Origin of the sequence: Pseudomonas saliphila, from assembly GCF_008638345.1 — a bacterium.
GTDB classification, from domain to species: Bacteria; Pseudomonadota; Gammaproteobacteria; order Pseudomonadales; family Pseudomonadaceae; genus Halopseudomonas; species Halopseudomonas saliphila.
Genome location: NZ_VTVA01000023.1, coordinates 13,014 through 32,045, shown reverse-complemented (window position 1 = coordinate 32,045; position 19,032 = coordinate 13,014). Strand labels below are relative to the sequence as shown.

The following is a 19,032-nucleotide window of genomic DNA, read 5'->3' as shown; positions in this document are numbered from 1 at the left end:
GATTGGGACTAGCCCCCCCTAAAAAGCCAAACCACTTCACAGCCTCCGCAACCACAGCCACCTGCCCTAGACCCACATCACAAACCCGAGCCATACCACCCAACTAGCAAAGCCGAACCTGATCAAATAAAGCCCAGTGTACTGGTCAAATGATTTCGGACACCTCAATAGGTGGTTTTAAGCGGCTTGCTGCTCATATCCGTTGGGCGGCAAATAGCCTAGCGTTGAGTGCAGTCGCTCGTCGTTGTAGAAGCGTACGATGTAGTCGGTAATGTCCTTGGTGGCCTCAGCGTGGTTCGCGTAATTGCCTCTCCAGACGCGCTCCATCTTTAGGTTCAAGAAGAATCGCTCCATGACTGCATTATCCCAACAGTTACCTTTCCGACTCATGCTGCAGCGCATGGCGTGTTTCGTTAGAAGCTGACGATAGGACAAGCTTGCGTATTGGCTGCCTCTATCTGAATGGGCAATCAAACCGGGGCCGGGCTGCCTCTGTGCGATTGCCATTTGCATTGCGCTATAGACCAGCTCTGAGCGCATATGTGGTGCCATGGCCCAGCCCACAATCTTGCGAGAGCACAAGTCCATGACCGCCGCCAGATAGAGCCATCCGCTACCCGTTCGGATGTAAGTGATGTCTGCCACCCAGGAATGATTAATCCTCTCAGGATTGAACTGGCGATTGAGCAGATTCTGCGCCACCGGGAGATTATGATTGCTGTCCGTCGTGTGAACGAACTTGCGTTTCCAGACAGCTCGCAGTCCATTCTCCTTCATCAAACGGCGCACCTTGAACCGTCCAATTGAAACCCCGCTCGTGCGCAGCGCCTTGAGTAAACGTCGGCTACCGTAGCAGTCATCTGTCGCAGAAAAAATAGCCTTAAGCTTGACTGCAACCGCGCAGACAATTGAGGGCCTTTGCCGTTGGCGCCGAGACTCATAGAATCCTGATCGACTGACCCGCAACACCCGGCACAAGCGCATCACCGGGTAGGCCTTTCTTCGTAATTGATGAACCACCTCGTGGATTACTTCAATTCGCGGGCAAAGAAGGCCGTAGCTTTTTTTAATATATCGTTATCCATCTTCAGCTCGCGCACTTGCTGCTCAAGCTGACGGATACGCTGCTGTTCCGTCGTTAACGGCTTACCGATGCCTGAGCCACCCAGTTGCTCAGCTTCGTACTGCTGAACCCAGCGACGAACCGCCGTCTCGCCCAACCCCATATCGCGGCAAACCTGAGCCACACTCAAGTCCTGGTCCAGGATCATCTTGACGACCTCCAGCTTGAAGCTGGTGTCGAATTTTCTATATTTTTTAGTCATGTGTATTCCTCGATAGGTGTAGTTTCACCTATCGAGGTGTCCGGAGCCATTGGACCAGCTCACAGCCCACATGCCCACCCCCCCATGACCCCCAACCCCCACTCCCAATCCCTACGCAAAGGCCGACGATCCGAGCCCGGCCACTACTACCTCGTAACCGCCGTCACGCTTAATCGCCAACCGATCTTCAAAGACCTAGAGTCTGCTCGGCTGCTTATCAGGATATTGAGAGAAGCCTCACTCCGAAATCAGGCGCAAACCTGGGCTTTTGTTGTCATGCCAGACCATTTTCACTGGCTGCTGCAGCTGGAAGAGACCAGTCTTTCGGAAACGATACGAAGGGTGAAACGTGTAGCGTCAGCCCAACTTGGCAAGCGTGTCTGGCAGGATGGGTTTCATGATCGGGCTGTTAGAGGTGAAGAGAATCTCAAAGCTATGGCGAGATATGTCATAGCGAACCCGGTTCGTGCCGGACTGGTGGAAACGGTAGGGGATTATCCGCACTGGGATGCTGCTTGGCTTTGAATTGGGTACTGGCTAAATATTGGCTGCCAGGCCCAATCGCCGCGACGGTGCGGCGATCCGATCGTGCCTCGTGCAAATGAGTTCATGTTGGGTTCGTGAACTCTGCGGGGATGCTGCTAGGATTTGAGATAGGTACTGGCTAAGTATTGGCTGCCAGGCCCAATCGCCGCGGGTCGCGCCTCCCACGGGTTGGTAGCGTGCTGATTGCGGGTTCGTGCTTTGAATTGACAATGGAGCTGTACCAAACCCCGCCCTCATCTAATGCACCAACCAACCCGTGGGAGGCGCGACCCGCGGCGATGTGACACACAGCAATAAAAAAGCTTTAACCAAAACACAAAACAGTCCGCCGAATTAAACCCCACCCCCCTCAACCACAAACCCGGCATCGCGCATTCTGGCCAGCTTGTACCGCAACGTCCTCGGACTAATCCCAAGACGCTCGGCGGCCTCCTTCCGGCGGCCACGTTCCGCACGCAGCACCTCCAGAATCATCTGATACTCCCGCTCTTTGACGCCCGACTCCAGATCACCGGCAACAGGTGCCGCAACAAACGCGGAGGGCGTGGACGCGGCATGCGATGGCATAGACGGCTGAGCCGGAATCGCCCCGCCCGGCACCATCCCCAGACACAAATCCTGCGCCCGAATCACCCCGCCCTGCTGCAGGATCATGGCGCGCTGCACGGCATTATCCAGCTCGCGCACGTTGCCTGGCCAGGGATGCTGTCGCAACGCCTGACGCGCATCATCAGCGAACTGCACGCGCGCCTGATTCATCTTGCGCATATGTTTATTTAGCAGACGCTCGGCTATCGGCAATATATCGCCGGGCCGGCTGCGCAGCGGCTCCCATTGCAGCGGGAATACACCAAGCCGGTAATACAGATCCTCACGGAACCGTCCGGCAGCCACCTCAGCGAGCATGTCGCGGTTGGTGGTGGCGATAACGCGGATATCCAGTTTGATCAGCTTGCGCCCGCCGACTCGCTCGACCTCCCGCTCCTGTAACACCCGCAGCAGCTTGGCCTGCAGCGCCAGCGGCATTTCGGAAATTTCATCGAGCAACAACGAGCCGCCATTGGCCTGCTCGAACTTGCCCGGTGCCGCGGCAATGGCGCCGGTAAAGGAGCCTTTTTCGTGGCCGAACAAAGTGGCCTCCAGCATGTTCTCCGGAATGGCAGCGCAATTGATGGCGATAAAGGGCTGGTCTGCGCGGGGGGAATGCTGGTGGATGAACCGGGCCAGCACTTCCTTGCCTGTTCCAGACTCGCCGGAAATCAGCACAGTGGAATCACTGGCTGCTACCCGCGCAGCCAGCTGTAACAACTGCTGACTGGCAGGCTCGACCGCTACCGGCCCGTTATCATCGAGCGGCTGCAAGCGACCCTGGCTATGTTGGGCAATCAGATCGAGCAGGGCCTTGGGCGCAAAGGGTTTTACCAGATAGTCCACGGCGCCGTCGCGCATGGCAACGACCGCCTGCTGCACAGTTCCATAAGCTGTCATCAGCAAGACCGGCAGTTGCGGATACCGCTGGTTCAGGATGCGCAGCAGATCATGCCCATCCATCCCCGGCATGTTCTCGTCGCTGACCACCATTGAAACAGCTTCGCGCTCCAGCAACTTCAGTGCGGTTTCGGCATTTTCCGCTTCCAGATACTGATAACCACCCAGCATCAGCGTATCGGAAAGCGCCTCACGCAGACCGCGATCGTCCTCTACCAGCAATATGCGGGGCGTCACTGACTGTCCTCCCCAGACAACGCAGCGCCCTGCGCTGGTCGGGCGAAGGGCAAGAGTATCTCGGCGCAGGTGCCCCACCCGGCCTTGCTGCGCATATAAAACGCGCCGCCATGCGCCTGGGCAACGGACTTGACCACCGAAACACCGAGCCCTGTGCCCTGCGCGCGGGTGGTATGAAAGGGTTCACCGATGCGGGAGAGTTGTGCATCGGTCATGCCGGCTCCCGCGTCCACCACGCTGAGACTCAGCTGATGTTCGATCAGACGCGCGCAGACCTTCAGCCGTGCGGCGGGTGTGCCGGCCTGGATGGCATTCTCGATAAGATTGTTCACTGCACCGACCAGCGTCTCGCGGTTGCAGCGCAATTGCAGATGATCAGGGCAACGGTTATCCCACCGACACACTGCACCGCCCTGCTCCATCAACGGCTCGGCCTGCTGACGTAACGCAGCGAACAGCTCGCTGACGCTCAGGCGGTCGTCCAGGGGCAGATCGCCCTTGGCGAACAGCAGCATGTCGCGCACCTGATGCTCAATGGTTTCCAGGCGACCCTTCAAGCGCTCGCTGAAGCGCTGGCGATTACTCTCGACCAGCGCGGGATCAGTCAGATGGCTGGCATACAGCAGCGCTGCAGACAGTGGCGTGCGAATCTGATGCGCCAGCGAGGCGACCATGCGGCCCAGTGCCGACAACCGCTCGTGCCGCGCCAGCTGCGTTTGCAACTGGCGGGTTTCGGTCAGATCGGTAAGCAGGATCAACTGCCCCGGCTCGCCGACCAATGAGCGCGTCGCCATGGATACGCGGCGACCGCTACGCAGTGAGACCTCGTGGTAATCGTCCTCCCGCGGGGCAAAGCGCTCACGGATAAGATCGCGCCAGAGCATGCCCTCGATAGGTTCGCCGAGCAATTCGCGGGCAGCGGGATTGACCTCACGTACCACACCACGACCGTCCAGCACCACCACGCCGCCGGGCAGCAGATCGAGCAGATTCTGTAGCCGACCGGCCAGGCGCGCCTTTTCGGCCAGCTCGCGGGTACGCTGCTGACTGACATCGGCGAGTTGGGATTTGAGCGTCGTGACCTGCTGTTCGAGCAGGGCATAGGATTCGGTAAGCTGACCAGAGAGGTTGCTGAACTGCCGGTAAGCCTGTTCAAGGCTGGCGCCGTCCCGGGTTTCAGCGTCAGCGCTGCCGGCGGGCAATCCATTGTCTTGAGCCAAGTGCTGAGCAGGTACGACCATGTAAATCCCCTGGTGACGAAATAGTGCTTCAACAGGGGATATAGCAAGGCCTATGCCAGCAGACGTGAATCCTTGTAAATCAGTTAGTTACACACCATCCGCACAGGGAGGCGTCATTCTTCTGTCAGTCTTCAGTCACTTCGGCAGCACGGTTCAGACCGTATTTGCGCATCTTTTCGACCAGCGTGGTACGCCGAATACGCAAGCGCTCCGCAGCACGGGCGACGACTCCCGAGCACTCATCCAGCGCCTGCTGAATCAGCGTCTGCTCCAGCCCGCCGAGGTACTCCTTGAGGTCCAGCCCTTCAGGGGGCAGGAAGGCAGGACTGTTAAGTCCGACCAGTCCGTTGAAGGCGTCACCGCGCTCATCGTCTTCTGAATTCTGATGCTGACCACGCAGGTCATCGTGATCGTCTTCGACATAACGGAACTTGCGCGGCAGCTCGTTCACGCCGATCACGCCGTGGGGATGCATGATCGCCATGCGCTCGACCAGATTGGCCAGCTCCCGGACGTTACCCGGCCAATCATGCTGACACAGCGACAGAATTGCCGAGGTGCTGAAGCGAATCGAACCACGCTTCTCGCGTTCCAGACGGGTGATGAGTTCGTTGAGCAACACGGGCAGATCCTCCACCCGCTCGCGCATCGCCGGCATCTCGATCGGGAACACGTTGAGGCGGTAGAACAGATCCTCGCGGAAGCTGCCCTGCTCGATCATGTCTTCGAGATTCTTGTGCGTCGCGGCGATTATCCGCACATCGGCAGTCTGCACCCTGTTGCTGCCGACGCGCTCAAAGGTCCGCTCCTGCAATACCCGCAACAGTTTGACCTGCATCGGCAATGGCATGTCGCCGATCTCGTCGAGAAACAGCGTGCCGCCTTGAGCCAGTTCAAAGCGTCCGGCGCGGGTGGTAATTGCACCGGTAAAGGCGCCTTTCTCGTGACCAAACAGCTCGCTTTCCAGCAACTCAGCCGGAATCGCACCGCAGTTGATCGGAACAAAGGGCGCTTCTCTACGGGAGGAATGGTAATGCAGGTTGCGCGCGACCACTTCCTTGCCAGTGCCTGACTCCCCCAGAATCAACACCGTCGCCTCGGTATTGGCAACTTGCTGCATCATCAGCCTGACTGACTGAATGCTGCGGCTGGTGCCCACCAGACTGCGGAACAGATTGGGCTCGCGCTGACTGCCGCGCTTGTTCCGCGAATCCAGCACCTCGCGATACACCTGGGCGCGGTGCAGCGAATCCAGCAACTGGTTGTAGCTCAGCGGAGGCGTCAGCACTGCCAACAAGCGTTGGCGCAGATGCTCGGGCCAGGGCGATGATTCATGCCCATCGAACAGAATAACCGGCAGGTTAGCGTCCCACTTGTCGAGCTGGGTCAGCAATCCCTGGGTGCCTTGAGCATGGTCGCAACGTCCGACAATGACACAGCGCGCCGCGGCGGGGCTGTCGAGCACCGCCTCGACATCCACCTGCCATGTTTCGGAACAGGTAATAACCGCGTCTTCGCCCAGGAATTCGAGAATGACCTGCAGGTCACGCCGGCTTTCCGGGCAGTCTTCGATCAATAGAATGTGATTGTTAGGCAGCATAAGGGAGTGCACTAGTCCTGTTCACAGGCAGCCGACCGCTGGCTTGATGGCTAATTGCCACGCCTTCTGAAATATTGGTCAAAGATAGCCAGATTTGTGATGGGAGTCAAATAGTTGGCGCAACCAGAATGACATAGAAGCCAAATGCCTGTATGCGCTTCAGGACAGGTATTTCAGCTGAACATCTGATAAACCCTGGCGCTCTGCTTGCTGCGTTGCAGCCCATGCAGCTCGTCCGCCAACTTGCCCTGTACCGTTTGGCACAGCGCAATCACTTCTTTATAGGTCTCGGATAACGAAGACAGCGTCTCGGCCAGCGCCTGCTCGTTGCGGTCCGGCTGCTCCATCGCCTGGCCAACCAGCAACCGGCACAGGGCATCCAGCTCACCGACCTGGTCCCAATCTCCGCCTCGCACCGCGGCGATCAGCGCTACGTGCGCCTCTTCCAACTGCTTGACTGCAACAGCCATGTCCGTCTCCTCAGGCCTGGATCGAATCCCAGCCTTCTTTGATTTCGCGCAACAGATTAGCCACTTCATCAAGCACGGCCGGATCATTCTTCAGATTGGCCTGGCTCAAGCGCTGAATCATGAAAGCATAGAGATTATCCAGGTTAGCCGCCATCTCGCCACCCTTCTTGATATCAAGCGACTCACGCAGCCCGCTGACGATACCAATGGATTTACCAATCAGCTCACCCTTCAGCGCAACATTGCCATACTGCATCGCGCCCTTGGCCTGAGCAATACGCTGCAGCCCGCCTTCGAACAACATCTGAATCAAACGATGCGGATCAGCCTCAGTCACCTGGGCGTTAACGTTGACGGTCTGGTACTGCTTCATGGCGGCGTAAGCGTTCATCACGAAATATCCTGGAGTGTATTGAAGATGCTTGATATATCGGCAGAACGGGGAAAACTTGAAGGGTATTTCGGATGTTTGTTGCGGGTAGATACAGTCAAACCAGAACTCTAGGGGCGACGCTGTTCGAAAAGCAGCAATGAATTCGAAATCGGCACGGCACCAACCCGTGGGAGGCGCGACCCGCGGCGATCAAGCTCACAGCCACTCCCAACTCTCAAACCCGGAACAACCACATAGCCACCTGGCGTCCCGCCTTGCAGCATGGGAACGCCCTGGGGGTGTAGTGCGCCTGCGCTACGCCGAGCTCGCAAACCACACCAAACCCCGCCGGCGCGCTCGAACGCAGCCCGGAGCACCACACCACAAATATTGCCCTCCAAAAACAATAAACCCCGGCCTATAAGCCGGGGTTCGACATTCCAGCAACACTCAGAGCCCTACTTAGGCTCAATCCAGTCCCAACCTTCCTTGATCTCCTCCAGCAACCCCTGCACTTCATCCAGCGACCTGGGCGTACCATCCAGCGCCACGCCGGCCAGCTTGCGGGTCATGTAGTCGTACAGCGAATCCAGATTCTCGACAATCTCCCCACCCATATCCTTGTCGAGCGCGCCTTGCAGCGCACCAATGATACTGATGGTGCTGCTGACCGCGGTACCACGACGTTCGAGGTTACCCGTAGCCTGGGCATGGCGGGCGAGCTTTACTCGCTCGATGGCGCCGTTAAGCAGTAACTGCACGGCGCGGTACTGGGAAACTTCCTGGGCGATATTGACTTGTTTGTAGATGTCGATCGGGCTTGCCATTTATTTATCCTTTTTGACAACGCCAGGCAGGTTGGCGAGCGCGCCTACCAGGAAATCGCTGGTCTGGCCCATCTGCCCGAGCAGCGAATCCATCTTGTTGAACTGGGCCAGCAGACGCGCTTCAAGTTTTCCGACTCGACGGGTAAGAGACTCACGCTGGTCGTCCACGCTGCTAAGTGTGTTTTGTAACCCCTTGGTGCGGCTTTCGAGAATCCCGTCCGTCTGGGTATAAGGCTTAACGGTGTTTTCGAGTCGTGACATCAATCCGCTTTCGCCGGTCAGAAAACCGGATAGCTGACTGAGGTTTTCATCGAGCGCCTTGTCCAGCCGGGTGTCATCGATCTTCAAAGTACCGTCGCGCTGGGTTGAGATGCCGAGGTCCGCGAGGATCTTCATCTCGCTGGTACCAGCTGGGTTACCTAGATCGCTTCGAATGCTCGACATGAATGAACGGACCGAGGCATCGCCAACCAGTGCCCCCGTAAGAGGCGTGCCGTCATCTCCCCCGACTGCAGTCACTTTGGTCAACGAGCCGACCGTACTCATCAATTTGTTATAACCGTCAACGAACTTCTTCAGCGAAGACTTTACCGCCGCGCGATCCTCACCAACTGTCAAGCTGACGGTAGTGGCCTTATCGATTTCTTCCTTAGATTGCGCTGACTGCAGCGTCAGGGTTACGCCGTCGATTGCATCAGAAACGGTATTGCTTTGGCTGCTTATCGTTATGCCGTCCACGGCCAGATTGGCATCACGAGCGTAACTGATGACCTTGGGCGCTCGCGGATCGGTAACGTCGGGCGGCGTAAAGGTTGCGTCCGGAGCCGGTGGCGTAAAAGCAAGGTCGTTTAGCGTTCCGCTGTAATCGCTCGCAACGACTGAAATGTCGTTACCTGTGCCCGACTTGGTGGAACTGAGCACCAGACGAGAGCCACCCGTACCACCCGGATCGGTCACGATGGTCGCGCTGAGCCCCTGCTCCTTACCGGCAGCATTGATTGCGTCGCGGATGTCGGTCAGGCTGCTACTGCCTTCGGCAATATCGACAGCCAGACTCTGTTCACCCACGCTGATATTGAGCTTGCCTGAACCTAGCGACGCAGCCGGGTCATCCACGCCCTTCAGCGCAACCTTGCTGGTCTGCGCGACATTGAATACCTGCACGCTGTAATTACCGGCAACCGCCTTGCTGTCAGCGCTTACGCTGAATACATCGGGTTTGCCGGAGGTAGCAGTACGCTTCTCGAACAGCGCGGCACTGTTCAGGTCCTTCACGACGGACTGGAAATCAGCCATGGCGCTACGAAATTGCCCGAGTCCGGAAAACTTAGCGGTGGTCGCCTTTTCCAGACGATTGAGCTGCGCGGTCTTCGGCGCAGCCTCGGCATTGACCAGGGCATTGACCATGCCCTGAATGTCCATGCCCGAACCGATTCCTGTAATAGCCATGTTGATATCCTTCCGACCAAAATTTTGACGGATATTGAATCCGAACAGCGTTACCGGTCACACAGCAAGTTACATGCCAGCAAAACCGGCTAGAAAATCAGGCTTCCGCCTTGAACAACAAACTGCGGATTTCGGAAATACTCTCTGCTAGACGCAACGCGTCTTCAGAGGGGATCTGGCGAATCACGTTACCGCTCGAACGCTCGGTGACATTGATGACGACCTGCCCCGTGGAATCATCCAGCTGGAAATCGATATCACGACTGACCGACTGCGTAAAATCCTGAATATCGATCACGGCCGAATCCAGCGCATTGCGATCAACTTGACCGGATTGCTCTACTGCAGTTGGAGATTGCGTCCCAACCGGCAACATTGCCGATTTGAGCTGCGCCGCTTCCATCGATCGATTCTGCGTACGGCTGTTGAGGCCCGCCTCGACCGGCGCAGCACTGATGCCGCTACGGTTGATTTCCAACGGTTTGAAAGTGCCCATATCCATGGTACTCACCTCGCATAGGAAAAAGCGGAGAGAAGGTCACCCCTCTCCCCGCATCGTTACCGCCTGTTGCCTTAGCCCAGCAGGCTAAGAACAGCCTGTGGCAGCTGGTTCGCCTGGGACAGCATCGCAGTACCGGCCTGCTGCATGATCTGGTTCTTGGTCATGTTGGCAGATTCAGCGGCGTAGTCAGTATCAATGATGCGACTGCGTGCAGCTGATACGTTTTCGGAGATGTTCTGCAAATTGCTGATGGTCGACTCGAAGCGGTTTTGAATTGCACCGAGGTCAGCTCGCTGGCTGTCGATCATCCCAATCGCGCCGTCAATAATCTGAACAGCTTCTTGCGCTCCGTCTTGAGTAGTAATATCGATGGCGTTTACGGATTTGGGTTCTGAAACTTCATCGATATCTGCGCCTGCTTGCGTCCCAGCAGTGATACCGCCAGTTGCTGTAGTGGCTACAGTTATACTTGCGTCAGTTGTTGTAGTACCTTCGGCTAGGGACGAAGTGAATACAATATCCGTCCCATTCTTCTCTGCGCTCAGGCCAGTAACGCCGCTATCGGTAATTGCCGTGTTAATTTTAGCAAGCGTAGTATCGATATCGTCAGCCTGAACCAGGTCGACTGTAATAGGGTCATTCGAGCCCAAAGTAATGGTTGCAGCACCATCTACAGTCACTGCAGCAAAGGCCGAAGTAAACGTAGCGCCCACGCTGGCCTCAGTAGTTATCACATCGCCCTGCAGCGAGGCGGTATCCATCTGTCCGACCGTCAGCGAGATGGTCTCATTGGCGTTAGAGCCAACCTGGAAATCTTTGGTGCCGAAGTCTCCGTTGAGAAGCTTCTGGCCGCCGAAGGAAGTGGTTGTGCTTATGCGATCCAGTTCTTCCTGCAGCTGAACAACTTCTTTATTCAGTGACTCGCGGTCTTTAGCATCATTCGAGCCATTCGCTGACTGCAAAGCCAGATCACGCATACGCTGCAGAATGCTGGTCGATTCCTGCATCGCGCCTTCAGCAGTCTGGGCGATGGAGATACCGTCATTAGCGTTTTTGACCGCGACGCCCAGGCCATTGATCTGGCTGGTCAACCGGTTGGAGATCTGCAGGCCAGCAGCATCATCCTTGGCACTATTGATACGCGAACCAGAAGACAGACGCTCAAGGGAAGTCTGCAGGTTGCTGGAAGAAGTACCCAGGTTACGCTGGGCGTTAAGCGAAGCTACGTTGGTGTTTACTGTAAGTGCCATGGGTAATTCTCCATTAGAGCGAAAAGGTATGCCTGATGCGACTCATGGGCCGGCTATTCCAGGCACCCATTATGTTCGCGTTCAGTTACTGTATCGGCGTGGTGGCCAAGAGCTTTAGGCTTTTCCTGAAAAAACATTTTTTGCTGGCTTGACAAAGGGTTGTACAGCAAGAAACGTACGCCGCGCCGATGGGAGGGTCATCGGTTGGGGGTGGGAAAGCTTTAATTGGGGGAAGAATCAGTACGAGCTGGTGCTCGAACTTCCCAGGAGCGAAACCCGGTGCGTGGTCATGTGCTTCTTTGTTTGCTGGTTTGCTGGTTTGCTGGTTTGCTGGTTTGCTGGGAACGTCGAGCACCAGCTCGATGGGCGCACTGGCAGGACAGGGCCTACCAACCTTGGCAAACCTCCCCCGCACCGTCATCATGGCCGGCCGCCATGTCTGAAACGGATTTACGATGCACGGAAAGCTGTTTGTTGTATTCGCGCTAACCCTCCCCCTCCTCGGCTGTTCCATTCAGCAACAGATCGAGCCTGTACGTAAGCGGCTAGATGCGCCCTTGTGCGTGGTGAACAATCCCGGCGTGCGCAGCGGTGTGCTGGATAGCTTGTTGCTGACCTTATCGTCTAGAGATGTGAATTACCGTCTGGTGCATAACAGGTCGGCGGCGCAGGCCTGTGATTGGGCGCTGACCTACGATGCGCGGTGGTCTGTCGATCTGGGCAGTTATATGTCCTACGCGGCGATACAGGTAGTTCGCGGCGGCACGCCGGCGGGGCACGCGATTTACGATGCGCGCAAGGGGCGTGGGCATCCGGAGAAGTATGTGCAGGTGCAGCCGAAGATTGTTGAGCTGGTGGATGAGTTGTTCGCACCTTAAAACAATCGCCTTATATGACAGCCAGATGAAGTTCGACCAGCGGGACCGCTCTGCAACGCCACTGTCATCCCGATTGCGTTAACTAGGAGCATCTCAATTGGCGCGGCAGACGGTCGCGCCCGGACGGAGGTGCTTCATGAATGCTAACAAGGCGGTCGTTCGCGTGCACCGCGACCTGCAGGTGCACACCAGCTACTATCCCTGCGCGGGGGCGACCAGCACGATTATTCTGGTGAACGGCTCGCTGGCGACCAGCGCATCCTTTGGCCAGACGCTGCGGTATCTGCAACCGCTGTTCAACGTGGTGCTGTTCGACATGCCCTATGCCGGTCAATCGCGCCCGTATAACCCCTGCCCGCCTTTGATCGGCAAGGAAGACGAGGCGCTTATTCTGCTGGACCTGATCGAACATTTCGAAGCCGACCGGGTGATGTCGTTTTCCTGGGGCGGCGTGGCGACGTTGCTGGCATTGGCCCAGCGGCCGGAGCGGATCAAACAGGCGGTGATCAGCTCATTCTCGCCGGTACTCAACGCGCCCATGCATGATTACCTGGCCTCGGCTGAGGATTGTCTGGCTGCACTGGACCGCGAGGAAGTCGGCCATCTGATCAACCGCACCATTGGCGAGTACCTGCCGCCGCTATTCAAGCGCTGCAATTTCCGTCACGTCAGTACGCTGGGCGACCACGAATATGAGCAGATGCTCTATCACGTGCGGCAGATCAAGAGTCTGACGGCGGATAACTATATGCGTTGTGTGGGCAACATCGACGTGCCGCTGCTATTTATCAACGGCGAATGGGACCAGTACACCAGCCCGGAGGATGCGCGGCAGTTTGGTGAGTTAGCACCGCAGTCGGAGTTCCTGACCATTCGCCATTGCGGGCACTTTCTGGAGATGGAACATCGCACCGCCTGGTGGGAAGTTCGTCGCGCGGTTGAGGGATTCCTGCTGACCAAACCCAAGCCGACACCCGTCCAGCAACCGGCACCGGTGACAGAGCAGCAGAACGTGGTGCCGTTCAGACGGGTAGCTTCGGTTGGCTGAGAGGTACTGCCCCCAGCGCCGCACCGATTGAAGCGACGCCGGGGTTGTTACTGCTTAGGGATTCATCGAATCAAATACGGTCTTTTCAGCACCCGCTGCTTCGGCGCGCAGCCTGATCAGGTCCTTGATCTTGCGGTGTGGGAAGACGTAGAACTGGTCATCCTCAACCGCCTTGAGCGTCATCTCGGCAATATCTTCTGCCTTGATACGGCCTTTGGCGACCGCGGACTTAATTGCGGCGGTGCGTTCGGCGGCGATCTCATTGCGCTCGATGGTGTCAGCCATATCAGCCGGACGGTTGCGCGCAGACTCATGGATGGCAGTGGGGAAAAACGCCGGGCAGAGTACGGTGACGCCGACGTGGTCGGCACCGGCATCGTGCAGATCCAGCGCCAGGGTTTCCGACAAAGCAACTACCGAATGCTTGCTGGCGTTATACACCGCCATGCTCGGGCCGTTCAGCCAGCCTGCCGCGGAGGCGGTATTGACGATATGGCCTTCGCCCTGCTCGATCATCATCGGGGTAAAGGCCTTGATGCCCCACACCACACCATAGAGGTTTACACCCATCACCCATTCCCAATCGGCCTGGGTGTTCATCCACACCGGCCCGCCAACGCTGACGCCGGCGTTGTTGAACAGGATATGCGCGCCGCCGAAGCGGCTTTTGGCCAGCGCGGCAAATTCCTGCACCTGTTCGAGTTTGGAGACGTCCAAACGCATGGTGGCCGACTCGGTGCCGGGTGCCTTTTCTTCTACCAGGCGCAGGGTTTCCTGCATGCCCTGTTCATCGACATCGCCCAGCACCAGGTTCATACCACGGGCAGCGCAGCACAGCGCCAGCTCACGACCCAGGCCGCTGCCCCCGCCGGTGATTACCGCAACCTTGCCTTTGAAATCCTGCATGTGAAATCTCCTGTCACGGGGCTCTGAACGATTCAAAGCGCAGTTGATCGAATTTGGTGTGAGAGAATGCCCTGCCGTTCCGGTGGCGGCTACTGCTATGCGCCTGGTTGATTGAGCTTTAGCAGCATGACTTATTGCCCGGATGTGCTTTTGGATTGATGCTTGCTGGGCGGTCGCGTATTGATCGAACTCTGGTAAACCGAGCCCTGCTCCACCGCGCGAAATTTGGAGACTGCGATGCGTGCGTTTCTCTTATTAACACTACTGCTGGCTGGCTGCGTCTCTCAACCGTATGAGCCGGTGCCAGCGGATGTCGTGCGCATCAATCTGGACACCATGCGCCCCGGCGATCACCTCAGTGCTTATCGGCTTGATGGGGAGCTGGTGCGTGGCCTGCAATTTGATGACATTCCACCGGGGAAGCATGAGCTGCAGGTGCGCTTTCGCTATGAGAGTTCGGCCCGCGCCTCTGCCAGTGGGTTGCTGGGTGATATCCAGCGGCGTAGCTGTATTTTGAGTGTTTATTATGATGGCTTTGAGGCGGGTTATGAGTATCGGCTGGTGGTGAATCAGCTGGGCTGGTCGACTGTGGGCTGGTTGGAAGCGCCCAGTGGGGAGTCGTTGGCCAGTGCCAGGGTGTTGAGGTGTGGGCCTGGGGTTTGAAGGTCAAAAGCAATCGCCGCGGCTCGCGCCTCCCACGGGTTGGCGTGAAGTGGGTTTGCTAACCTTGTAATCCTTCGATACCTCGCGACTAACGCCTTCGTAAGCCAGACGACTGAGATCAATAGCGGACCACGTTCATACCCCAACCACACCCAAAGATTTGGCCCTCACCCGTGGGAGGCGCGACCCGCGGCGATGCTGGCCCTAAGGCCAGCTGGTTTGTACTAACCCGGGGCGTCCTTCGGCCGCCGTCGCGCCGGGGTCGACGCTCCTACCGTTAGATAGCCACGATGCTCCAGGTTCAGTCTACGGGCTTGGTCTTCAGCCTTTCACACCGCTTGCCTCCCTTCCGCGATGCAGTAAACTTGCGCCACGCCCTGGCTGGCCTCGACACCCGGTCAGGAGTCTTCCGCTATTGAACCGGAGAAATACATGTCGATGATTAAACGTCCGCTGGCCGTGATGGCTGGTTTGTGCCTGTCTGTTGCTTCCATTTTCCCTGTTGCCCACGCTGCCGATACCGAGGTTTTGCGCGTTTCCGCTATTCCTGATGAGGCACCCACTGAGCTGCTGCGCAAGTTCGAGCCGCTGGGAAAATACCTCGAGCAAGAGCTGGGCATGGAAGTGAAATTCCAGCCAGTATCCGATTACGCGGGCGTGGTTGAGGCGCTAGGTTCCAAGCGGCTGGATATGGCCTGGTTGGGCGGTTTTACCTTTGTGCAGGCACGTTTACGCACCGGCGATGCGATCCCGCTGGTACAGCGCGAGCAGGATGAGGTGTTCACCAGCACCTTTATTACCGCCGATAAAACCATTACCCAGCACACTGACCTAGAAGGCAAGAGCTTCGCGTTCGGTTCGGTTTCTTCTACCTCAGGCCACCTGATGCCGCGCTATTTCATGCAGCAGGACGGTATCGCTCCGGACGACTTTTTCAGCCGCGTCGCCTTCTCCGGCGCGCATGACGCCACCGTCGCCTGGGTTGAATCCGGCCGTGTGGATGCGGGCGTGCTCAACGCATCGGTGTGGGACAAGCTGGTTGAAGATGGCAAGGTCGATACCGACAAGGTACGGGTATATAACCGCACGCCGACCTATTTCGACTACAACTGGACCGTGCGTGGCGATCTGGGCGAAGAGCTAACCGAGAAGATCAAGCAAGCCTTCCTCAAGCTGGACCCGGCAAATCTCGAGCATAAAGAGATCCTCGACCTGCAACGCGCCTCGCGCTTTATCGAAACCAATGCCGAGAACTACAAGGGCATCGAGGAAGCTGCACGCGCTGCCGGCCTGCTTGAGTGAGCATCCGTCTCGACGGGGTGGGTCTGACCCATCCCGGTGGTTTTCGGGCACTTGAAAAGCTTGATCTGACAATCGCCGCCGGTGAACGGGTGGCGATTATCGGCCCGTCCGGTGCCGGCAAAACCACGCTATTACGCTTGTTGGGCACCGGCCTGAATCCCAGCGCCGGCCGCCTGAGTCTGTTGGATAACGATCCGACGCAGCTGCGTGGCCGCACATTGCGCACGCTGCGCACGCGTATCGGCTTGATTCACCAGAGCCCGCCGCTGCCGCCGCGCCAGAGGGTGGTAACGGCAGTATTGGCCGGACGACTCGGACAATGGTCGCTACCGCGTGCCCTCGCATCGCTGTGTTATCCACTGGACGCAGAAGGCGCACGCGCAGCGCTTGAGCCGCTGGATCTGGCGGACAAACTCTATGCCCGTTGCGATCAACTCTCCGGCGGCCAACTGCAGCGGGTGGGAATTGCCCGGGTGTTGTATCAGGGCGCTGATTTGCTGTTGGCCGATGAGCCGGTATCCGCCATGGACCCGGTGCTGGCGGACCATACCCTCGCGCTACTCAACCGCATCGCTGATGAACGCGGGATTACCCTGGTTGCCAGCCTGCATGCAGTGGATCTGGCGTTGCGGCATTTTCCGCGGGTGATCGGTCTGCGGGATGGCAAAATCCTGTTCGACTGCGCTGCTAGTGATGTAACCGACAACGACCTGAACGGCCTGTATGCAAACGACAGCCTGCTAGGCGCCGCTAGCGAATCCGCGCCAACCATCGCGGCCCTACAGGAAAACCTAATCCGGACAGCGCCGCGATGCTTCTGACGTCATCGGCGCAGTCCCATCGCGACCCGGCCGCCCTGCCCCGCCTGCTTATTACCGTGCTGGCTATCGCACTGCTTTGGCCCGGTCTGGTAATCACTGAATTTGCTCCCGCCGCCCTGGTTGATCCACGCAATCTGGACGTTTTCAGCCACTTTCTCGCCGGGTTCTGGCCGCCCAACACCTCCCCGGAATTTCTCGCCATGCTCGGCAAGGCGACGCTGGAAACCCTGGCCATGGCAACTGCCGGCCTGGCGCTGGCGCTGCTATTGGCGATTCCGCTCAGCCTGCTGGCCAGCCGTGCATTGTCTGTTTCCGCCCTGCTGACCGGTCGCCCTTCACGCTGGGCCAGCGCGGCACGCTATCCGGTGCGTTTGTTGCTGATTCTGCTGCGCAGTATTCCGGAAATCGTCTGGGCGCTGTTGTTTGTGCGGGCGGTCGGGCTCGGCCCCACCGCCGGCGTGTTGGCAATCACCATTACCTATAGCGGCATGCTCGGCAAGGTGTATGCGGAAATTTACGAGTCGGTCGACCAGCGCCCGGCGCGCGCATTGATGCAGGCTGGCAGCTCCCGCTTGGCCGCATTCTTTTACGGTGTAGTGCCAGCTGCCGCGCAGGAGCTAATGTCCTACACCATTTACCGCTGGGAATGCGCCGTGCGCGCTTCGGTGATTATGGGATTTGTTGGCGCCGGCGGTCTGGGGCAGATGATTGACCTGTCGATCCGCATGTTTGCCGGCGGTGAGGTGGTCAGCATCCTGCTTACCTTCCTGGTGCTGGTGTTGCTGGCCGATCAACTGAGCACGCTGCTGCGCCGGAGGCTGGCATGAGTCGGCGGCTCGAAGCGCTGCTCTGGGTCAGCGCCATAATCGCAGCGCTGATCGCCTCATTTAGCTACCTGGGCATGGATCTGCTGGGTCTGTTTCGTGGCGACAGCCCGGAGCAGATGCTCAGCTACGCGCAGTCATTTTTTCCGCCGGAGACCGCCCCGGACTGGCTATCAAAAATCGCGCGCGGTGCTCTGGAAACCCTGGCGATTTCCGCTATCGGCACCTTATTGGCGGCGTTGGCGGGCGCGGTGTTAAGTCTGTTCGCGGCTGGCCGGCTTGGGCGCATTACCAAGAGCCTGTCGCGCCTGCTGCTCAACACCCTGCGCTCGGTGCCCGACCTGGTGTGGGCGGCGTTGATGGTATTGGCCGCGGGGCTTGGCCCCTTTGCCGGCACGCTGGCCATCGCGCTACACACCGCTGGCGTACTGGGGCGATTGTTTGCCGAAGCATTGGAAAACGCACCCGTTGAACCTGCGCAGGCGCTGCGCGACGCGGGAGCCGGCCCGGTTGCCGCATTCTGCTACGGCACCCTCCCCAACGTGATGCCGCAATGGGTCGCGTACAGCCTGTATCGGTGGGAGAACAACATCCGTATGGCGGCGGTGCTCGGGTTCGTAGGCGCTGGCGGGCTGGGGCAGATGCTGTATGTGACGCTCAGTCTGTTTCAGCAGTCGCGGGCGATGACCGTCATCCTGGCGATGATCATCATGGTATTGCTGGTGGATGCCTTGAGCGCCTGGCTGCGAGCGCGACTCGGCTAACCTGGTTTCTGGGAGGTCCGAGCACCAGCTCGTACCAAGCTAACCGACAACGCGGAAGTTGCGGTGAACTTCGTTCCTGCCCAGTCTCGCGCTAGTTGCGTTCCTGCACCACCACCCATGGCCGCACCACCACCGCCCACAAATTATCCGGATCACGCTCGTGCCAATCCTGCGCCTGCGCATCCGTCGCCAGCGCGACCAGGTTCTGATCCATCCAGCCTTTAACCGCCGCACTGTCATCCTTGATCAGCGCCTGCGCGACCTCGACCAGATCGAGCTCCGTTGCCGCCCACAACACCTGGCCGCGAGCAAAATGCGGCTCCAGCGTCTTCCATTCGATTCTGGCGGTGGCGCCGAGAATGGCTGCGTAGGTATCAGTGGGTTCGGTCATGGGCTTCTCCGGCGGAAAATGTGCCGCGCATATTAACGTTCTGGCGCGGCGAAGACGAGCTTGCCCGATCGTTGCCGCCAGCTATTCAGAGCGCGCCAGTATATTGATGTTATTTCGCAGGCGTTCA

The 19,032-nt window shown here is 58.2% G+C and carries 20 protein-coding genes; 8 read left to right on the top strand and 12 right to left on the bottom strand.

Translation table 11 applies throughout. The features are described 5' to 3' along the window. Positions 1 to 177: 177 nt before the first annotated feature. Positions 178 to 1,325, bottom strand: a protein-coding gene (locus FHK95_RS18420) for an IS3 family transposase (RefSeq protein WP_150306111.1) whose coding sequence is annotated in 2 segments (ribosomal slippage) — positions 178 to 1,070 and positions 1,070 to 1,325 — 1,149 coding nt in all. Because the reading frame shifts where the segments join, the coding sequence is not laid out codon by codon here. Between the two features lie 84 nt (positions 1,326 to 1,409). Between FHK95_RS18420 and FHK95_RS18415 the strand changes: the two genes are divergently transcribed. Further along, entirely contained in the window at positions 1,410 to 1,850 is a 441-nt protein-coding gene (locus FHK95_RS18415; RefSeq protein ID WP_150306110.1) for an REP-associated tyrosine transposase, read from the top strand. Between the two features lie 354 nt (positions 1,851 to 2,204). Here the strand turns inward: FHK95_RS18415 and FHK95_RS18410 are convergent, their stop codons facing one another. The 9 genes from FHK95_RS18410 to FHK95_RS18370 all read right to left on the bottom strand — a co-directional run bounded on the left by FHK95_RS18410 (position 2,205) and on the right by FHK95_RS18370 (position 11,308). Beyond that, positions 2,205 to 3,596, bottom strand: a complete 1,392-nt coding sequence (locus FHK95_RS18410) for a sigma-54-dependent transcriptional regulator (protein ID WP_150306109.1) — start codon at positions 3,594 to 3,596, stop codon at positions 2,205 to 2,207. Beyond that, positions 3,593 to 4,837: a sensor histidine kinase gene (locus tag FHK95_RS18405; protein ID WP_150306108.1), complete on the bottom strand. Its 1,245-nt coding sequence runs from the start codon at positions 4,835 to 4,837 to the stop codon at positions 3,593 to 3,595. The genes FHK95_RS18410 and FHK95_RS18405 overlap by 4 nt, the downstream gene beginning before the upstream one ends. 124 nt (positions 4,838 to 4,961) lie before the next feature. Then, entirely contained in the window at positions 4,962 to 6,437 is a 1,476-nt protein-coding gene (locus FHK95_RS18400; protein ID WP_150306107.1) for a sigma-54 dependent transcriptional regulator, read from the bottom strand. A gap of 173 nt (positions 6,438 to 6,610) precedes the next feature. After that, the gene (locus tag FHK95_RS18395) at positions 6,611 to 6,907 is read right to left on the bottom strand and encodes a flagellar protein FliT (protein ID WP_178114846.1); all 297 of its coding nucleotides are present in this window, start codon (positions 6,905 to 6,907) and stop codon (positions 6,611 to 6,613) included. 10 nt (positions 6,908 to 6,917) lie between these two features. Beyond that, a complete protein-coding gene (fliS, locus tag FHK95_RS18390; protein WP_150306105.1) occupies positions 6,918 to 7,298 on the bottom strand; it encodes a flagellar export chaperone FliS in 381 nt (126 codons plus the stop codon). A 440-nt stretch (positions 7,299 to 7,738) separates the two neighbouring features. Further along, a complete protein-coding gene (gene fliS / locus FHK95_RS18385) occupies positions 7,739 to 8,107 on the bottom strand; it encodes a flagellar export chaperone FliS (RefSeq protein WP_150306104.1) in 369 nt (122 codons plus the stop codon). After that, on the bottom strand, positions 8,108 to 9,556 hold the full coding sequence (gene fliD / locus FHK95_RS18380) for a flagellar filament capping protein FliD (RefSeq protein ID WP_150306103.1): 1,449 nt from the start codon (positions 9,554 to 9,556) through the stop codon (positions 8,108 to 8,110). A 97-nt stretch (positions 9,557 to 9,653) separates the two neighbouring features. Further along, positions 9,654 to 10,058, bottom strand: coding sequence for a flagellar protein FlaG (locus FHK95_RS18375; RefSeq protein WP_150306102.1), 405 nt, complete (start codon positions 10,056 to 10,058; stop codon positions 9,654 to 9,656). A 71-nt stretch (positions 10,059 to 10,129) separates the two neighbouring features. After that, entirely contained in the window at positions 10,130 to 11,308 is a 1,179-nt protein-coding gene (locus FHK95_RS18370) for a flagellin (RefSeq protein ID WP_150306101.1), read from the bottom strand. A 455-nt stretch (positions 11,309 to 11,763) separates the two neighbouring features. Here FHK95_RS18370 and FHK95_RS18365 point away from each other — a divergent pair, with 455 nt between their 5' ends. Next, positions 11,764 to 12,186, top strand: coding sequence for an Sbal_3080 family lipoprotein (locus tag FHK95_RS18365; protein WP_150306100.1), 423 nt, complete (start codon positions 11,764 to 11,766; stop codon positions 12,184 to 12,186). A gap of 136 nt (positions 12,187 to 12,322) precedes the next feature. Continuing rightward, positions 12,323 to 13,234 (top strand): alpha/beta fold hydrolase, encoded by a 912-nt coding sequence (locus FHK95_RS18360; RefSeq protein WP_150306099.1) that lies wholly within the window; start codon positions 12,323 to 12,325, stop codon positions 13,232 to 13,234. 54 nt (positions 13,235 to 13,288) lie between these two features. Here FHK95_RS18360 and FHK95_RS18355 read toward each other — a convergent pair whose 3' ends face one another. Continuing rightward, a complete protein-coding gene (locus tag FHK95_RS18355) occupies positions 13,289 to 14,140 on the bottom strand; it encodes an SDR family NAD(P)-dependent oxidoreductase (protein ID WP_150306098.1) in 852 nt (283 codons plus the stop codon). A gap of 237 nt (positions 14,141 to 14,377) precedes the next feature. On the opposite strand from FHK95_RS18355, the gene FHK95_RS18350 reads away from it, so the two are divergent. The 5 genes from FHK95_RS18350 to phnE all read left to right on the top strand — a co-directional run bounded on the left by FHK95_RS18350 (position 14,378) and on the right by phnE (position 18,514). Next, positions 14,378 to 14,803: a PA0061/PA0062 family lipoprotein gene (locus FHK95_RS18350; protein ID WP_150306097.1), complete on the top strand. Its 426-nt coding sequence runs from the start codon at positions 14,378 to 14,380 to the stop codon at positions 14,801 to 14,803. A gap of 438 nt (positions 14,804 to 15,241) precedes the next feature. Then, positions 15,242 to 16,105, top strand: coding sequence for a putative selenate ABC transporter substrate-binding protein (locus FHK95_RS18345; protein ID WP_150306134.1), 864 nt, complete (start codon positions 15,242 to 15,244; stop codon positions 16,103 to 16,105). After that, positions 16,102 to 16,926 (top strand): phosphonate ABC transporter ATP-binding protein, encoded by an 825-nt coding sequence (locus FHK95_RS18340; protein WP_150306096.1) that lies wholly within the window; start codon positions 16,102 to 16,104, stop codon positions 16,924 to 16,926. Before FHK95_RS18345 ends, FHK95_RS18340 begins: the two co-directional genes overlap by 4 nt. After that, positions 16,917 to 17,753, top strand: a complete 837-nt coding sequence (locus FHK95_RS18335; RefSeq protein ID WP_150306095.1) for a PhnE/PtxC family ABC transporter permease — start codon at positions 16,917 to 16,919, stop codon at positions 17,751 to 17,753. Before FHK95_RS18340 ends, FHK95_RS18335 begins: the two co-directional genes overlap by 10 nt. Then, on the top strand, positions 17,750 to 18,514 hold the full coding sequence (gene phnE, locus FHK95_RS18330; protein ID WP_150306094.1) for a phosphonate ABC transporter, permease protein PhnE: 765 nt from the start codon (positions 17,750 to 17,752) through the stop codon (positions 18,512 to 18,514). Before FHK95_RS18335 ends, phnE begins: the two co-directional genes overlap by 4 nt. A 91-nt stretch (positions 18,515 to 18,605) precedes the next feature. Here phnE and FHK95_RS18325 read toward each other — a convergent pair whose 3' ends face one another. Continuing rightward, positions 18,606 to 18,905: a DUF2288 domain-containing protein gene (locus tag FHK95_RS18325; protein ID WP_150306093.1), complete on the bottom strand. Its 300-nt coding sequence runs from the start codon at positions 18,903 to 18,905 to the stop codon at positions 18,606 to 18,608. Between the last annotated feature and the right edge of the window lie 127 nt (positions 18,906 to 19,032).

Excerpts from the sequence above, each read along its gene's own strand:
- fliD (WP_150306103.1), bottom strand. The coding sequence starts at position 9,556 with ATGGCTATTACAGGAATCGGTTCGGGCATGGACATTCAGGGCATGGTC.
- FHK95_RS18375 (WP_150306102.1), bottom strand. The coding sequence starts at position 10,058 with ATGGATATGGGCACTTTCAAACCGTTGGAAATCAACCGTAGCGGCATC.
- FHK95_RS18360 (WP_150306099.1), top strand. The coding sequence starts at position 12,323 with ATGAATGCTAACAAGGCGGTCGTTCGCGTGCACCGCGACCTGCAGGTG.
- fliS (WP_150306104.1), bottom strand. The coding sequence starts at position 8,107 with ATGGCAAGCCCGATCGACATCTACAAACAAGTCAATATCGCCCAGGAA.
- FHK95_RS18365 (WP_150306100.1), top strand. The coding sequence starts at position 11,764 with ATGCACGGAAAGCTGTTTGTTGTATTCGCGCTAACCCTCCCCCTCCTC.
- FHK95_RS18395 (WP_178114846.1), bottom strand. The coding sequence starts at position 6,907 with ATGGCTGTTGCAGTCAAGCAGTTGGAAGAGGCGCACGTAGCGCTGATC.
- FHK95_RS18400 (WP_150306107.1), bottom strand. The coding sequence starts at position 6,437 with ATGCTGCCTAACAATCACATTCTATTGATCGAAGACTGCCCGGAAAGC.
- FHK95_RS18345 (WP_150306134.1), top strand. The coding sequence starts at position 15,242 with ATGATTAAACGTCCGCTGGCCGTGATGGCTGGTTTGTGCCTGTCTGTT.
- FHK95_RS18415 (WP_150306110.1), top strand. The coding sequence starts at position 1,410 with ATGACCCCCAACCCCCACTCCCAATCCCTACGCAAAGGCCGACGATCC.
- FHK95_RS18405 (WP_150306108.1), bottom strand. The coding sequence starts at position 4,837 with ATGGTCGTACCTGCTCAGCACTTGGCTCAAGACAATGGATTGCCCGCC.
- fliS (WP_150306105.1), bottom strand. The coding sequence starts at position 7,298 with ATGAACGCTTACGCCGCCATGAAGCAGTACCAGACCGTCAACGTTAAC.
- FHK95_RS18325 (WP_150306093.1), bottom strand. The coding sequence starts at position 18,905 with ATGACCGAACCCACTGATACCTACGCAGCCATTCTCGGCGCCACCGCC.
- phnE (WP_150306094.1), top strand. The coding sequence starts at position 17,750 with ATGAGTCGGCGGCTCGAAGCGCTGCTCTGGGTCAGCGCCATAATCGCA.
- FHK95_RS18355 (WP_150306098.1), bottom strand. The coding sequence starts at position 14,140 with ATGCAGGATTTCAAAGGCAAGGTTGCGGTAATCACCGGCGGGGGCAGC.
- FHK95_RS18350 (WP_150306097.1), top strand. The coding sequence starts at position 14,378 with ATGCGTGCGTTTCTCTTATTAACACTACTGCTGGCTGGCTGCGTCTCT.
- FHK95_RS18335 (WP_150306095.1), top strand. The coding sequence starts at position 16,917 with ATGCTTCTGACGTCATCGGCGCAGTCCCATCGCGACCCGGCCGCCCTG.
- FHK95_RS18370 (WP_150306101.1), bottom strand. The coding sequence starts at position 11,308 with ATGGCACTTACAGTAAACACCAACGTAGCTTCGCTTAACGCCCAGCGT.